Here is a 15230-nt window from a genome sequence, read left to right on the forward strand (position 1 = left end):
CGGGTTGGCCGGTGTGCGAGGGCGGATCACGGGTAGAACCGTAGGTATGGACCTGGACCAGCCCACCGTCCTGCTCCCCGGCGAGGTGCGGATGCCCCTGCTCGGCTTCGGCACGTGGCAGATCGCCGGCCCGGCCGCGGCCGATGCGGTGCTGGCCGCCCTCGACGCGGGTTACCGGCACATCGACACCGCCACCATGTACGGCAACGAGGAGGAGGTCGGCCGGGCGATCGCCGAGAGCGGGCTGCGCCGGGAGGACGTCTTCATCACCACGAAGCTGCCGCCGGAGCGGGTCGGTCGGGAACGCGAGACGATCGAGGCGAGCCTGCGGGCGCTCGGGACCGACCGCGTGGACCTGTGGCTGGTGCACTGGCCGCCGTCGAGTCCGGGCGACAGCATCCCGGTGTGGCGGGAACTGCTCGCCGCCCGCGACGAGGGCCTGGTTCGCGCGGTCGGGGTGAGCAACTACAGCACGGCGCAGATCGACGAGCTGATCCAGTCCACCGAGGAGAACCCGGCGGTCAACCAGATCCGGTGGAGTCCCTTCCTGTACGACCGGCAGCGGCACCGTGAGCACCGGGACCGGGGGGTCGTGCTGGAGGGGTACAGCCCGTTCAAGACCAGTGACCTGGCGAATCCGGTGCTGACCCGGATCGCGGCGGCGCACGACGTCTCGCCGGCCCAGGTGGTCCTGCGCTGGCACATCGACCACGAGATCGTGGTGATCCCGAAGAGCGTCACGCCGGACCGGATCCGCGCCAACGCCGACGTCTTCGACTTCTCGCTGACCGCCGAGGAGATGCGCGACATCGACGCGCTCGGCTCCGCCTGACCCGTCCCCGCCGCCGGGTCCGGTGGCGGACGCGGGCCGTCGATGGCGAAAACCTTCAGGTTGGAGAAACCCGCCGAAGGGTATCGACATTGACGAAGATGACAGGGTAGCGTCACGGCCATTAATCGATCCTCATCCCTTTATGGAGGACGCCATGGCCCCTGCCCGTCCCGTCCGTCTGCGCCGCCGAGGTGTCCTCGGCGTGCCGGCCCTGGTGGCCGCCGCGGTCGCCGTGGCCGCCCGGCCGTCCCCCGCCGCCGCGGCCCCGGCCGCGTCGAGCCCCGAGTGCCTCGCCGACCTGATCCAGGCCGACGCCGACCTGCTCCGGGAGTCCTGATGGCCACGATTCCCTGGTTGGTGGACGTCCTGCGCGGTGCCGGCGTACAGGTGGTGACCCACGGAGACTGGCTCAACCGCATGCGGCCGGGAAGCTTCAGCCCGATCGGCGTGCTCTGGCACCACACCGCCGCCACCTCGAGCGCCAGCAACCCCCACCCGGCGCTCAACGTCTGCATCAACGGCCGACCCGACCTGGCCGGCCCGCTCTGCCAGGCGCTGGTCGACTACCACGGCGTCTTCCACGTCATCTCCGCCGGCCGGTGCAACCACGCCGGCTCCGCCCGGGCGAGCGGTCCGATCCCCGCCGGTGACGGCAACACGATGCTCATCGGCTGGGAGATCGACTACAACGGCGTCAACCAGCAGATGACGTCGGCGCAGTACAACGCCTCCGTCGCGGCCACCGCCGCCGTGCTCAAGCAGTTGGGCAAGGACTCCAGCTACGCCCGCGGCCACCGGGAGACCAGCACCACCGGCAAGATCGACCCGTCCTTCATCGACCTCAACGTGATGCGCTCCGACGTGGCGGCGAAGATGGCCGGTGGCGGCGGCGGGACGTGGAGCCAGATCGTCGACAACAGCACCGCCGGCCGGTTCACCGCCAGCGCGAACTGGGGCACCTCGTCGTACTCCGCCCAGCGCTACGGCGCCGACTACCGCTTCGCCGACCCGGTCGCCGCCAGCGACGCGGCCTGGTACAAGTTCAACGTCCCGGCCACCGCGAACTACCGGGTGGACGCCTGGTGGCCGGCGGTGTCCGGCTACAACGCCACCACCCCGTACATCGTCGCGACCACGACCGGCAACCAGACGGTCTACGTCGACCAGCGGGCCAACGGCGGGGCGTGGCGCACCCTCGGCACCTTCGCCCTGCCGGCCGGCGACGCCAACCGGGTGGCGGTCAGCCGGTGGAGCGGCTCCACCGGTTACGTCATCGCCGACGCCGTCCGGCTCACCCGGGTCTGACCGCAGCGCCGGCGCCAGGTCCGCGCCGGACCCTGGTCCGCGGGCGGCGGCGGTCCTCGATCGGGGGCGGCCGCCGCCCGCATGGCATGATCGGCCATCGCTCGGGGGCGCCCGCCAACCGGAGGCGGGCGGGCGAGCGCGGAGGAATCGGACTCCTGGCGCCTCGTCGGGCCCGCCGGAGACCGGGATCCGGCGGCGCGGCCCGACGACGGGGAGGGGTCATGGAACTCACCGGTGTGGACACACTGCTGGTCGTGCCCTTCGACGCGCGGGCGGCGGTGGCCACGTTCCTGCACGAGATGCGGCAGCGGTGGCCGGACGCGGTGATCGGGTTCGACGACGGTGCGGGCGGCACCGTCGCCGACCCGACGGAGATCGCCGCGTTCCCGGCGCGTGGTGAGGTGACCATCGCCCGGGACGGCATGATGGACGAGCACTGGGCGGAGCACGGGTACGCCCCGATGCCCGACGGTGCGGGCCCGGTGGCGCTCTTCTACCAGCTCCACCGGAACCTGGTGGTGCGGGTCGACGTCGCGGGCGCAGGTGGCCTGGGCGACGGTCCACTCTCCGGGTGGACCGATGTGGAGCTCGCTCTGCCGGAGGCGACCGCGCTGACCCTGGTCACGCCTGCCCCACCGGAGAGCGACGACTTCTGCGACATCGTCCTGACCCGGTTGCGGGAGGCGCTGGGCTATCGGAGCGCGGTGCCGTGAACCAACCAGCTAGGAGCCGGTGCGCCGGTTGGGCCTGTAGTTGAGGGCTGCAGCGCGGCAATCCCGTGCCGCCCTGCTGCGGTCACGTCGATGAGTCCGCGTCGCTCCGGTGGGGGTGGGCCTGGACCGGCCCACCCCCACCGGAGGTGATCATCATTGCGTCAGGACCGGGTGCAGGCCGCTCCGTTGAGGGTGAAGCTGGTCGGGGAGGAGTACGCCCCGCTCAGCGTGCCCTGGTAGCCGAAGCTGGCGGTGCCGCTCGGCGGGATCGTGCCGTTCCAGCTCAGGTTCCGTGCGGTCACCGACGAGCCGCTCTGGCTGACGGTGGCATTCCACGAATTGGTGATCGTCTGCCCGGCGGGCAGCGAGTACGCCAGGGTCCAGCCGTTGATCGTGCTCGACCCGCGGTTGGTGATCCGGACGTCGGCGGTGAAGCCGGTGCCCCACGAGTTCGGCGTGTACGTCACCGCGCACCCGCTGCCACCCGGCGGCGGCGTGGACGGCGGGGGAGTCGACGGCGGCGGGGTGGACGGCGGCGGGGTGGTCGGGTTACCACCGCCGTTGACCGAGGCGGAGAAGTTGGTCACCGCCAGGCCGGTGCCGCCCTGCCACGGCTCGAAGCCGGCCTGGATGCTGGTCAGGTACCAGGAGTTGGTGATCGCCCCGCGGTTGCGGACGTCGTTGATGAAGTCCAGCACGCTGAAGCTGAGGCTGGAGATCGCCGACGGCGCGACGTACGAGACGACGTTGTTGGAGCCGTTGCTGCCGCGCCAGACCTCCCAGGTCCGGCCGGCGAGGTTCGCCGAGCCGACCACGGAGCCGATGGGCTGGATCGGGCCCTGGCGGTTGAGCCAGATCATGATCTCCATCTGGTTCACCCCGTCCCGCTTGGGCGTGGGGTCGAGCCAGATGTCGTACGAGGCGTTGTAGGTCGCCCCGCTGACGTACCGGTAGGTGATGCTGCTGTTCGCGCTGCTGATCTGGCTGACCTGGATGGGCAGGTTGGTGCCGGGGGAGCAGTTCGTGTAGTGGCAGCCGAGGAAGATCGACGGGTACGCGGTCGGCGCCCCGTTGGTGGGGTTGCTGCCGTCCTGCCTGGTGATCTCGAAGCCGGTGTCGGTCACGTTGATGCACTGCTGGGCACTGGTGCCCCAGCGGTTGTTCTGCACGACGTACCGGCCCTGGATGGTGGTCGAGCCGTACTGTTCGCAGATCTGGGTGTCGGCGGAGGCGGTGCCGCCGAAGGCCACGGCGACGATCGACCCGGCGGCCAGCAGGGTCGCGGCCGCGAGGGCCCGAAGTGGACGTCTCATGCTGCTCCTTCACGCGCCGACGCCGGGACGGCGCCGGACGGGTAGGTGGGGGGTCGGGGCAGTTACGGGAGCGCTCCCACGCTTAGTCGACACATTTGCATTTCTGAAACCCTGGCGCAACAAGATGACGGTATTGAGGTGATAAGTGAGGTTGATCACGTGAGCGACGCGCGGCCCGCAGGTGATCGTCCGGGCAACGCGCGCGGCGCCGCGAAGGGGTGCCCCGAGGAGACCGATCGACTCTGGTGTGTACCGATTGCGCCGAGTAGTGTCTTGCCTCCAACGCGTGCCGAACCCCTCCGGAGGCGTACACCACCATGGGTGGCTCCCCCCTGCGCATCCTCGTCGTCGGCGCGGGCATCGCCGGCCTCGCCGTGGCCCGGGCGCTACGGATGGCGGGCTTCCGGCCGGACGTCACCGAGAAGCTCCCCGCGGGCGAACTTCCGGACACCGGCCTGTACCTACCGGGCAACGCGGCCCGGGCCCTGCGCCGGCTCGACCTGGACGGGCCGGTCCGTCCGCTCGGCCAGGTGGTCCACCGCCAGCACTTCCTGGACGCCGACGGCGTACCGCTCTGCGAGGTGGACCTCGACGCGCTGTGGGCCGGCGTCGGCGAGTGCCGGGCGCTGCTCCGCGCCGAACTGCACCGCGTCCTGCTCACCGGCGCCGGCGGCGCGGTCCGGCACGGCGCCGAGGTCCGCACGATCGACCTGCTGCCGAACCGCGTCGGCGTCACCTTCGTCGACGGCACCGCCACCGAGTACGACCTGGTGATCGGCGCCGACGGCCCGCGCTCGTCGATCCGGGCCCTCGCCGCGCTCGGCGGCCCGCCCCGCCCCACCGGGCAGGTCGTCTACCGGGCGGTGGTGCGCGACGGCCCGCCCGTCACCGAGTGGACCGCGCTGCTCGGGCAGAAGGCCGGCTTCCTCGTGGTCCCGATCGGGGCCGGCCGGCTGCACTGTTACGCGGACGAGACCGGAAACGTCGCACCGGACGACCCGGTGGCCCGGCTCCGGGAGCTGTTCGGCCACTACGGCGGGCCGGTGCCCGACGTGCTGGCCTGCCTGGAGCACGCATACGTCGGCGTCACCGACGAGGTCGAACTGGGCCGCTGGTACCGGGGACGGGTGCTGCTGGTCGGTGACGCCGCCCACGCCACCGCGCCGACCCTCTCGCAGGGCGCGGCCATGGCCCTGGAGGACGCCGTCGTGCTCGCCGAGTCGCTCAAGGCGGCCAGCAGCGTCGACGCGGCCCTGACGGCGTACGAGAGCCGCCGCCGCCCGCGTACCCGATGGGTGCGGGACCGGACCCGGGACCGCAACCGGACCCGGGACGTGCCGCCGGCGCTGCGCGACCCGCTGCTGCGCGGGCGCGGCGGCCGCATCTTCGGCGAGCACTACCGGCTGCTGCTGGGGCCGCTGTGACACCCGCCGGGGCGGGCCGCCGGGTGCGCGGGACGGGCCGGGCGGCGCGGGCGCGACAGGCTACCCGACCACCCCACGCGGCGCGGCCACCTGCCGGGGACTATCCTCCTTGCGGATGACGGCCCGCTGAAAGATCGCGTGCCGAGCGGGACAACCCAGAACCGGAGGCCACTCGTGACCACCGTCGCACCCAAGCCGGTCGTGACCCGGCCCTGGCCGGTCCGAGAGCCGGTCAAGGGGTCGGCCATCGCGCGGCTGCTGCGTACCACGGACGCGAAGCAGATCGGGATCATGTACATGGTCACGGCGTTCGCGTTCTTCATGATCGGTGGCGTGATGGCCCTGATCATGCGGGCCGAGCTGGCCCGGCCCGGGCTGCAGTTCCTGTCGCCCGAGCAGTTCAACCAGCTCTTCACCATGCACGGCACGATCATGCTGCTGTTCTTCGCGACGCCGATCGTGTTCGCCTTCGCCAACTACATCGTGCCGATCCAGATCGGCGCGCCGGACGTCTCGTTCCCGCGGCTGAACAGCTTCGCCTACTGGCTCTACCTGTTCGGCGGGTCGCTGGCGACGCTGGGCTTCATCACGCCGGGCGGCGCCGCCGACTTCGGCTGGTTCGCCTACGCGCCGCTGAGCAACGTTGAGCACTCGCCGGGCGTCGGGGCCAACATGTGGGTCATCGGCCTGGTCATCTCCGGTCTGGGCACCATCCTCGGCGCGGTCAACATGATCACCACGATCCTGACCCTGCGCGCCCCGGGCATGACCATGTTCCGGATGCCGATCTTCACCTGGAACATCCTGGTCACCAGCCTCTTGGTGATCCTGATCTTCCCGCTGCTGGCCGCCGCGCTGCTCGCGCTCGCCGCCGACCGGCTCATCGGCGCCCACGTGTACGACCCGGCGACCGGCGGGCCGATGCTCTACCAGCACCTGTTCTGGTTCTTCGGGCACCCCGAGGTGTACGTCGTCGCGCTGCCCTTCTTCGGCATCATCAGCGAGATCATCCCGGTCTTCTCCCGTAAGCCGATCTTCGGCTACAAGGGCCTGGTCGCCGCGACGATCTCCATCGCCGCCCTGTCGATGAGCGTCTGGGCGCACCACATGTTCGCCACCGGTCAGGTGCTGCTGCCGTTCTTCAGCTTCCTGAGCTTCCTCATCGCCGTCCCGACCGGCATGAAGTTCTTCAACTGGATCGGCACCATGTGGCGGGGCCAGATCAGCTTCGAGTCCCCGATGCTGTGGTCGATCGGCTTCCTGGTGACGTTCCTCTTCGGCGGCCTCACCGGTGTGCTGCTGGCCAGCCCGCCGCTGGACTTCCACGTCTCCGACACCTACTTCGTGGTGGCCCACTTCCACTACGTGCTGTTCGGCACGATCGTGTTCGCCGTCTTCGCCGGCATCTACTTCTGGTTCCCGAAGATGTTCGGCCGGATGCTCGACGAGCGGCTCGCCAAGGTGCACTTCTGGCTGACCATGGTCGGCTTCCACACCACGTTCCTGGTGCAGCACTGGCTGGGCAACGAGGGCATGCCGCGGCGGTACGCCGACTACCTGCCGGGCGACGGCTTCACCGCGCTGAACACGGTCTCCACGATCGGCGCGTTCATCACCGGTATCTCCACGCTGCCCTTCATCTACAACTGCTGGAAGTCGTACAAGGCCGGCCCGGTGGTCGAGGTCGAGGACCCCTGGGGTCACGGCAACTCGCTGGAGTGGGCGACCAGCTCGCCGCCTCCGCTGCGGAACTTCGACCGGATGCCGCGGATCCGCTCCGAGCGGCCGGCCTTCGACTACAAGTTCCCCGAGCTGGCCGCCGGCGGCCAGTCGCTGGCCGGCCCGCCCGAGGGCGGCGCGAAGCCGCTGACCAGCGAGTCCGACGGTGGCGCGAGCTACCAGGAGGACGTGGCGAGCGACATCGACCGCCGCTGACGACCCGGCACCACGTGAGACGGGCGCCGCACCGGGGAGAACCCGGATGCGGCGCCCGTCGCCGTTCGTCATCCCGCCCGTGTCGCCAGCTCCGACGTACGGACGGGACCGCTCAGCGGGCGGTCGCGTACGTGGCGCAGCCGATCAGCTCGAGCGACACCTGGAGGCGTTCCAGGCTGATGTTCCTCTCGATCGTGTCCTCCGGGGTGTGGTACGGCGGCTCCAGCAGCGCCGGGCTCTCCTCACCGCGCCAGGAGAAGTTGGCGCTGGCGATACCGACCTCCTGGAACGACTGGTGGTCGCTGGCGCCGCGCTGCGTCACCGGCGAGAGCCGCGGGTCGTAGCCGAGGCGGCCGGCCGCCGCCGCCACCTCGTCCGTGGCCCGGTTGGCCTGGCCGGTGAACGAGAGCAGCCAGTAGCGGGTCGCCGGGTCCCAACTGGTGGCGACCATGTCGTTCTGGTAGACCGCGAGGAACCGGTCCCGCTCCCCCTGCGGAAGCTGCCGGACGTGGTAGCGGGAGCCGACCAGTCCCTGCTCCTCCGAGCCCCAGAGGGCGAACCGGAGGGTGGCGTCGACCGGGATCGCCCTCAGCACGCGAGCCAGCTCGAGGCAGAGGACCGTGCCGGAGCCGTCGTCGTTGGCGCCGGGAGCGCCGATCACCGTGTCGTAGTGCGCGCTGACCATCACCACCGGGCCCCCGGCACCCGAGCGCCCCACCCGTTCGGCGATGACGTTGTTGGAGGTCAGGTTGCGGTGCGCGGTGGTGGAGACGCTCAACGAGAGCCGACCGGCGGCGAGCAGCCCCCGGAGCCGCTCCTTCTGTGCCTGGGCCACCCCGACCACCGGGATCGGCACCGGCGCGGACGCCGAGCCGGGCAGCGTCGGCGCGAACGCCCCGGTCCGCCGGGGCGGTACGCCGTCCGCCGCGAGGAACACGACGGCGGCGGCACCGCGGGCCAGCGCCGTGGCGACCAGCTGCTCGCGCCGCGCCGCCACGTAGTCGACGAGCACGATCCGGCCGGTGACGTCCGCGGGGTAGTCCTCGGGCGCCCCCGCGCCCACGTCCACCACGTCGCCGCTGACCGTGGTGTCCAGGGCGGCGTGCGGGGAGGCACCGGCCTGCCAGTGCAGGTCGGTGGGGAGGCCGGCGGGCGAGGCGAGCTGGGCGAGGAACTTGTCCGCCACGGCGAACGGCTCCAGGCGGGTGTCGTACCCGAGGTGGTCCAGCTCCTTGGCGATGTAGTCGGCGGCGCGACGCTCGGAGGCCGTGCCGCCGATGCGCGGGCCGATGTCCACGCTGAGGGCGCGCAGGTGCGACAGCGCCCGCTCGGCGGACACCTGCGCGATCACCTTCCGGTCGTCGGGGGTGAGGGCCGGCATCCGGTAGGCGCCGGGCCGCTGGTCGGTGACCGCCCAGGCGGGGGCGGGAAGGGCCACCGTGGCGGCGCCACCGAGGGCGATGGTCAGCATCCGCCGCCGGTTGACGGTGGCGCGGGCCGGTCCGGGTGTGGGTGCAGCGGGTTGTCCGCGGTACGAGGCCATGGATCCTCCTGTTGGGGTGCGCAGCCCGGCGAACGGTGGTGACCGGGCTCACTGATCTTGAACGTATCCACTCTTCGTGGACAGTCCAAGCCCCGACCGGCCGGTCGTCCGAGACCGCGCAGCCGCCCTGACCGGCCGGTCAGACGGGAGCGAGCTCCGGCTCCGGAGCGGGCACCGTGGCGTCGGTGACCCGGCGGCGGCGCAGCTCCACCGGGACCACCGCCAGGGCGACCAGGCCGCCGATCACACCGGTCACGGCGAAGCCCCAGGCCGCCGCGGACGCGTCGATGACCGCCCCGGCCAGCGGGGCGCCGACCGCGATGCCGACCGTGATCGCCGAGGCGTGCAGGCCCATCGCCTCGCCGCGGGCGTCGGCGGGAGCCAGCCGGCTGACCGCGTCCGAGGTGGCGGCGAGGGTCGGGGCGCAGAGCAGACCGGCCGGGATCAGCGCCAGGCAGAGCAGCCACCAGCTCGCTCCGCCCAGCCCCACCGGGATCGTGGCGAGGCTCAGCACCGCCATCAGCGCCAGCGGCGACCAGGACCGGGTGGCCGCACCGTACGCGAAGCCGCCGACCAGCGAGGCGACCGCCCACATGGCGAGCACCGCACCGGTGAAGCTGACGTCGCCGTTCTCCCGCAGCATCGCGATCACCGCCACGTCGGTGCCGCCGAGCACGAGGGTGGCGGAGGTGCTGACGGCGAGCACCGCGAGCAGCCGGGGCGTGAGCCACTCCCGCCGCGGCACCTTGCGGCGCGGGCCGGTCGGCTCGCCGGCGCCCCGGACCGGGGGGTTGAGCAGGAAGAGCCCGACGCCGGCGGCGACGATGCCGGCGCCCACCAGGTAGAGGGTGGTGCGGGCGGAGATGGCGGTGACGGCGGCGGTGGCGAGAGCCGGGCCGATCATGAACGACAGCTCCACCGACATCGAGTCCAGCGCGTACGCCGGCCGGCGGCGCTCCGCCGGCACCATGGCGGCGATCGACTGGCGGATCACCGAGAAGATCGGCAGCGCCAGCGAACCGGCGAGGAAGGCTGCCGGCAGGAGCAGCGGGTACGGCAGCACCGGCGCGGTGGACCAGAACACCGCCTCGGCGACGCCGGTCAGCACGAGCACCGGGCGCAGGCCGCGCCGGTCGACCAGGCGACCCAGCAGCGGACCGCCGATGGCCGCGCCGACCGTGATCGCGGCGCCGACCAGCCCGGCTGCGCCGTACCCCCGGCCGAGGTCCTGGACGACGTAGAACGTCAGGGTCACTCCGGTCGCGGTGAGCGGGACGCGGGCGAGGATCGCCACGAGCAGCAGCGACCGGAGACCGGGCAGGGCGAGCGCCGTCCGGTAAGGCTTCAAGTTCACGTAGGTCCGTACCTCCGCCGGACATCCTCGACCCGGGGTACGGCACCCGCCAACCGATCAGCGCCTCATGCGGTCCTGATCACAGGCTCCCCGTGGGTGGTGACCCCGGCGCCCTCCAACGCCCGCAGCGCCACGTCGGTGGTGTCCGGCGCGACAGCGGCCGTCAGGTCCAGCAGCACCGTGGTGTCGAACCCCTCGCGGGCCGCGTCGAGGGCGGTGGCCCGCACGCAGTGGTCGGTCGCGATGCCGACGATCTCCAACCGGTCCACCCCGTGCCGCCGCAGCCAGTCGGCCAGGCACTCCCCGTCGTCGGTGTGCCCCTCGAAACCGGAGTACGCGGCGGCGTGCTCGCCCTTGTGGAAGATCGCCTCGATCCGGTCGGTGGCCAACTCCGGGTGGAACTCCGAGCCCGGGGTGCCCACCACGCAGTGCGGGGGCCACGAGTCGATGAAGTCCGGCGGATCGCCGAAGTGCGAGCCCGGGTCGATGTGGTAGTCCTTCGTCGCGACCACATGGTCCCAGCGGTCCGGTTCGGCGGCGAGCAGCCGGCTGACGCCCGCCGCGACCCCGGCCCCACCGGCGACGGCCAGGGAGCCGCCCTCGCAGAAGTCGTTCTGCACGTCCACGATGATCAACGCGTTGCCCATGTGCTGCCCTTTCAGTCGGCCGGCACGACGGTGACCGGAATGGCCGGATCGCCGGCGGAAAGCTTCAGCCCCTCCCAGGGGATCGAGATCAGGCACTGCCGCAGGTGCTCCCGCGACTCGTCCAGCGCGGGCAGCGCCACCGGCTCGCCGCCGACCACGTACGACCGCTGCAGCAGCCGGTCGTTCGGCTGCCGGTCCGGGACGCCCTGCGGCACGATGACCTCCTCGGTGGCGGTGCCGGTCGGCTTGTGCCGGCGGACCGCCACCTTGCGCCCGCCGATGGTGGCCTTGCGCTCCGAGCGCTTGACGACGGCGCGGCCCTCGACCTCGACCAGCTTGTAGACCAGACCGGCGGTGGGCGCGCCGGAGCCGGTCACCACGGCGGTGCCCGCGCCGTACATGTCCACCGGCTCGGCGGCGAGCGCGGCGATCGCGTACTCGTCCAGGTCGCCGGAGACGATGATCTTCGTTTCGGTGGCGCCGAGCGAATCCAGCAGCTCGCGCGACTGCTGCGCCATGACCGCCAGGTCGCCGGAGTCGATCCGGACGGCTCGCAGGTCCGGCCCGGCCACCGCGATGGCGTTGCGGATGCCCTGGCTGATGTCGTACGTGTCGACCAGCAGCGTGGTCTGCTTGCCCAGCGTGGCCACCTGCGAGGCGAACGCCGCCCGCTCGTCGTCGTGCAGCAGGGTGAACGCGTGCGCCGCGGTGCCCGCGGTGGGGATGCCGTAGCGCTTCCCGGCGGCCAGGTTGGAGGTGAACCGGAACCCGGCCAGGTACGCCGCCCGGGCCGCCGCGACCGCCGCCTCCTCGTGCGCCCGCCGGGACCCCATCTCGATCAGGGCGCGCCCGCGGGCCGCGGTGACCATCCGCGCGGCCGCCGCGGCGACGGCACAGTCGTGATTGAGGACCGACAGCACCAGCGTCTCGAGCACCACGCACTCGGCGAACGTGCCCGAGACGGTGAGGATCGGCGAGCCGGGGAAGAACAGCTCACCCTCGGCGTACCCGTCGACGTCGCCGGTGAAGCGGTAGTTGGCGAGCCACTCCGCGGCCGTGTCGTCGACCACGCCGGTGCGCCGCAGGAAGTCCACCTCGTCCACGTCGAACCGGAAGTCCCGGATCAGCTCCACCAGCCGGCCGGTGCCGGCGACGACGCCGTAGCGGCGCCCGGTGGGCAGCCGGCGGCTGAACGCCTCGAACACGCAGCGCCGGTCCGCGGTCCCGTCGCGCAGGGCGGCACTGACCATGGTCAGCTCGTAGTGGTCGGTCAGCAGCGCGGGACGAAGGGTGCTCACCGCCTCAGCCTAGAACCTGCCCGACGGCACGTTCCGCCCGCGCCGGGACTTCGCGCCCGCCCTACCCCGCGCCGGGATCCCCGCCCTCGTGGCCCGGGATCGCCCGCAGCGCCGCACCCAGCTCCGCCCGCCCGGCGACGCCGAGCTTGCTGTAGATGCGCTGGAGGTGGTTCTCGACGGTGCGTGCGGACAGGTAGAGCTGCTCGGCGATCGCCCGGCTGGTGGCGCCGGTCGCGGCCAGCCGGGCCACCTGCCACTCCCGGTGGGTCAGCGTCGGCGTACCCGCCTGCAGCGCCGGCGTGTGGACCTGGCCACATCGCCCGAGCAGCGTGGCCAGCCGCTCCCGGGCGCGGCCCGCCAGCGGCGAGCGCCGCTGCCGCAGCAGGTGCAGCGCCGTCGCGGTGGCCTCGGCGGCCCAGACGGTGAGGTCGTGCTCCGCGAAGTTGTCGGCGACGGCGAGCAGTTCCTCGGCGGCGCCGTCGACGACCGCCCGGGCGTGCCGGGCCAGCAGCGGCGGCAGCACCCCGTCGACCTGCTCGGAGAGCTCGCTCAGGCGCTGGGCGACCGTGCGCCGGCTCCCGTCCGAGCAGGTCGGCCCGACCGGGGCGGTGGCCTGGTCGAGCCGGACCAGGTCGTGCAGCACGTGCACCTCGTGCCCGGCGAACCCGTCGGCGCGCAGCCGCTCGGCCAGCTCGGTGAGGTGCTTGACCGCGCCCGGCTGGTCGCCGCCGGCCGCGAGGACCGCCCCCCGGGCCTGCTCCAGCCACGGGTACAGCACCGCCATGCCGCGCGCGTGGGTGCGGTCCGCCTCGGCCATCGCCTCGGCCGCCTGCTCGGCGTCGCCGCGCAACGCCGCCGCCTGGGCCCGCTCGGCCTGGGCCAGGCCGGCGTAGACGCGACTGGTGGCGAGCACCGCACACGCGCCGAGACTGGTCCGCAGCGCGTTGTCGGTCTCGCCGCGCAGCCGGGCCGCGTACGCCTGGAGGATCGCCAGGTAGCCGGTGCCGAGCCGGAAGTCCCCGGCGCCGGCCAGGTCGGCGAACTCGTCGGCCACGATGGCGTCGATGCCGACCAGGTCGCCGGCCAGGGCCAGCCGGGTGCCCCGGGCGAGCTCCAGCGCGAGTTGCAGGTACGGCATGTCGGCCCGCCAGTGGGCGGCGGCCCCCTGCACCAGGTCGATCGCGGCGGCGCTGCGGCGCAGCTGGCCCTGCACGGTGTGCAGGTACGCGATGGTGCACCGGGCCAGCTCGCGCGAGGCGACGCTGGCGGCGGGCCGGTCCAGCACGGTCTGCCCGAGCCGGAGCGCGGTCGTGGTGTCCAACCGGTGCAGCCGCATGATCGCCTCGAAGGCGAGGAGACGGGCCTGCGCGGCCGAGTCCCGCAGCTTCGTGGCCTGCGCCGCGATCTCGTCCACCGTGGACTCCCGGCTGAGGCCCCAGTAGCTGACCATCCCGCGTACGGTGAGCCACCGGCTGCGCCGCCGGTCGTCGCCCAGGTCGGCGGCGACCGCGTCGAGCACCTCGATGGCCTCGTCCGGGCGGTCGGCGAACATCAGGATGGTGGCCAGCAGCTCGGCGGCGTCGAACCCGCCGCCGGCGTCGAGCGCCGCGCGGGCCAACCGGGTCGCCAGCGGCACGTCGTAGCGGGTGAACGCCTGGACGGCGGCGCCGAGCAGCATCCGCTCGTCCTGGGCGGTGCCCGACTCCAGCCGCCAGACGGCCACCCGCAGCAGGTCGTCGCGGCGGCGGGTACCGACCTTCTCGTGCAGCTGGGCGAGGTGCGCCTGGAGTCGGCGGGTGCGGCTGACCGGGCACTGCCGACGGATCACCTCGCCGTAGAGCGGGTGGGCCAGGCGTACGTCGAGCCGGCGGTCGTCGCGGACCACGGTGATCAGGCCGCGCTCCTCGGCGGTCTCCACGTCCGCCGGCTCCACCGCCTGCTGGAGCAGGTGCAGGCCGAGCGGCTCGCCGAACGCGGCCAGCTCCACCGCCGAGCGCACCCCCGGGGTGAGCTGGCCGATCCGCGTGTCGATCAGGTCGGTGAGGCTCGGCGCCAGCTCCAGCCGGCCGGTCCACTTCCACACGCCGTACGTGCTGGTCAGCTCGCCGCTGAGGGAGGCGGCGTGGACCAGTTCGCGCAGCAGCAGCGGGTTGCCGGTGGAGAGCCGCCACAGCCGGTCGGCGGATCCCGCGTCGACCGGGCCCTCCAGGATCGCGGCGAGGAGCCCGGCGGTGTCGTCCGGGTCCATCGGGCTCAGCTCGGCGTGGTCCACCAGGTCGTCGGTCCAGAGTGCCCGGATCGGCAGCGGTATCTGCTCGCCGTTGCGCAGGGTGCCGACCACGATCGCGTTCTCCGACCGGGCGACGAGGTGCACCAGCGCGGCGGACGGCGGATCCAGCAGGTGCGCGTCGTCGACGGCGAGCACGATGCGGCGGCCGGCCGCCTGCTGCTGCAGCACGTCCACCGCCCAGCGCAGGATGCCGGCCGGTGACAGGCCCTGCGGCTGGTCGGCCGGCAGCACCTGGACCAGCCCGCCGAAGGGCAACGCCGCGGTGGTGGCGCTGGCGGCGACGATCCAGACCGCGTACCGGTCGCGGGGCAGTGCCTCCACCCCCTCCCGGAGGAGGCGGCTCTTGCCGATCCCGGCACTGCCGCTGAAGAAGAGCCCCCGCCCTTCGACACCGGTCACCGCCGCCGACAGGCGGTTGAGCTCGTGGGTACGGCCGACGAATCTCCACCGACTCATCTGGGCAGCATATCGACGCGATTCCGTATGTGCGTAGACCGTCACGCACCGAAGTTGAGTAACCCGGTCATTACCCGTGAGTACACCGGGTGTTCCGACCGTGTCCCGGTCCCGCCGTAC

Annotated in this window: 12 protein-coding genes; 6 read left to right on the forward strand and 6 right to left on the reverse strand. The window is 72.7% G+C overall.

Going from position 1 to position 15230, the window contains the following annotated elements:
• Positions 1-46 precede the first annotated feature (46 nt).
• The 4 genes from EV376_RS10580 (at position 47) to EV376_RS10595 (ending at position 2850) form a co-directional block, all read left to right on the forward strand.
• The gene (locus tag EV376_RS10580; protein ID WP_130322201.1) at positions 47-832 is read left to right on the forward strand and encodes an aldo/keto reductase family protein; all 786 of its coding nucleotides are present in this window, start codon (positions 47-49) and stop codon (positions 830-832) included.
• 154 nt (positions 833-986) lie between these two features.
• On the forward strand, positions 987-1169 hold the full coding sequence (locus EV376_RS10585; protein ID WP_130322203.1) for a hypothetical protein: 183 nt from the start codon (positions 987-989) through the stop codon (positions 1167-1169).
• Positions 1169-2137 (forward strand): golvesin C-terminal-like domain-containing protein, encoded by a 969-nt coding sequence (locus EV376_RS10590; RefSeq protein WP_130322205.1) that lies wholly within the window; start codon positions 1169-1171, stop codon positions 2135-2137. The genes EV376_RS10585 and EV376_RS10590 overlap by 1 nt, the downstream gene beginning before the upstream one ends.
• A gap of 221 nt (positions 2138-2358) precedes the next feature.
• Positions 2359-2850: a hypothetical protein gene (locus tag EV376_RS10595; RefSeq protein WP_130322207.1), complete on the forward strand. Its 492-nt coding sequence runs from the start codon at positions 2359-2361 to the stop codon at positions 2848-2850.
• 161 nt (positions 2851-3011) lie between these two features.
• Here the strand turns inward: EV376_RS10595 and EV376_RS10600 are convergent, their stop codons facing one another.
• On the reverse strand, positions 3012-4163 hold the full coding sequence (locus tag EV376_RS10600) for a glycoside hydrolase family 12 protein (protein ID WP_130322209.1): 1152 nt from the start codon (positions 4161-4163) through the stop codon (positions 3012-3014).
• 317 nt (positions 4164-4480) lie between these two features.
• Between EV376_RS10600 and EV376_RS10605 the strand changes: the two genes are divergently transcribed.
• Entirely contained in the window at positions 4481-5587 is a 1107-nt protein-coding gene (locus EV376_RS10605) for an FAD-dependent monooxygenase (protein ID WP_130322211.1), read from the forward strand.
• A 174-nt stretch (positions 5588-5761) separates the two neighbouring features.
• Positions 5762-7522 (forward strand): aa3-type cytochrome oxidase subunit I, encoded by a 1761-nt coding sequence (ctaD, locus tag EV376_RS10610; RefSeq protein ID WP_130322213.1) that lies wholly within the window; start codon positions 5762-5764, stop codon positions 7520-7522.
• A 112-nt stretch (positions 7523-7634) separates the two neighbouring features.
• Here ctaD and EV376_RS10615 read toward each other — a convergent pair whose 3' ends face one another.
• From EV376_RS10615 to EV376_RS10635, 5 genes are all read right to left on the reverse strand, one after another.
• A complete protein-coding gene (locus EV376_RS10615) occupies positions 7635-9065 on the reverse strand; it encodes a M28 family peptidase (protein ID WP_130322215.1) in 1431 nt (476 codons plus the stop codon).
• A 139-nt stretch (positions 9066-9204) separates the two neighbouring features.
• Positions 9205-10419 carry an MFS transporter gene (locus EV376_RS10620; RefSeq protein WP_130322217.1) on the reverse strand — a complete coding sequence of 405 codons (1215 nt, stop codon included), beginning with the start codon at positions 10417-10419 and terminating at the stop codon, positions 9205-9207.
• A 65-nt stretch (positions 10420-10484) separates the two neighbouring features.
• Complete coding sequence (locus EV376_RS10625) at positions 10485-11066, reverse strand: isochorismatase family protein (protein ID WP_130322219.1); 582 nt, start codon at positions 11064-11066, stop codon at positions 10485-10487.
• A gap of 11 nt (positions 11067-11077) precedes the next feature.
• Positions 11078-12364: a nicotinate phosphoribosyltransferase gene (locus tag EV376_RS10630; protein WP_130322221.1), complete on the reverse strand. Its 1287-nt coding sequence runs from the start codon at positions 12362-12364 to the stop codon at positions 11078-11080.
• Between the two features lie 61 nt (positions 12365-12425).
• Entirely contained in the window at positions 12426-15110 is a 2685-nt protein-coding gene (locus EV376_RS10635) for a LuxR family transcriptional regulator (RefSeq protein WP_130322223.1), read from the reverse strand.
• Positions 15111-15230 lie beyond the last annotated feature (120 nt).

The organism is Micromonospora sp. CNZ295 (assembly GCF_004217535.1).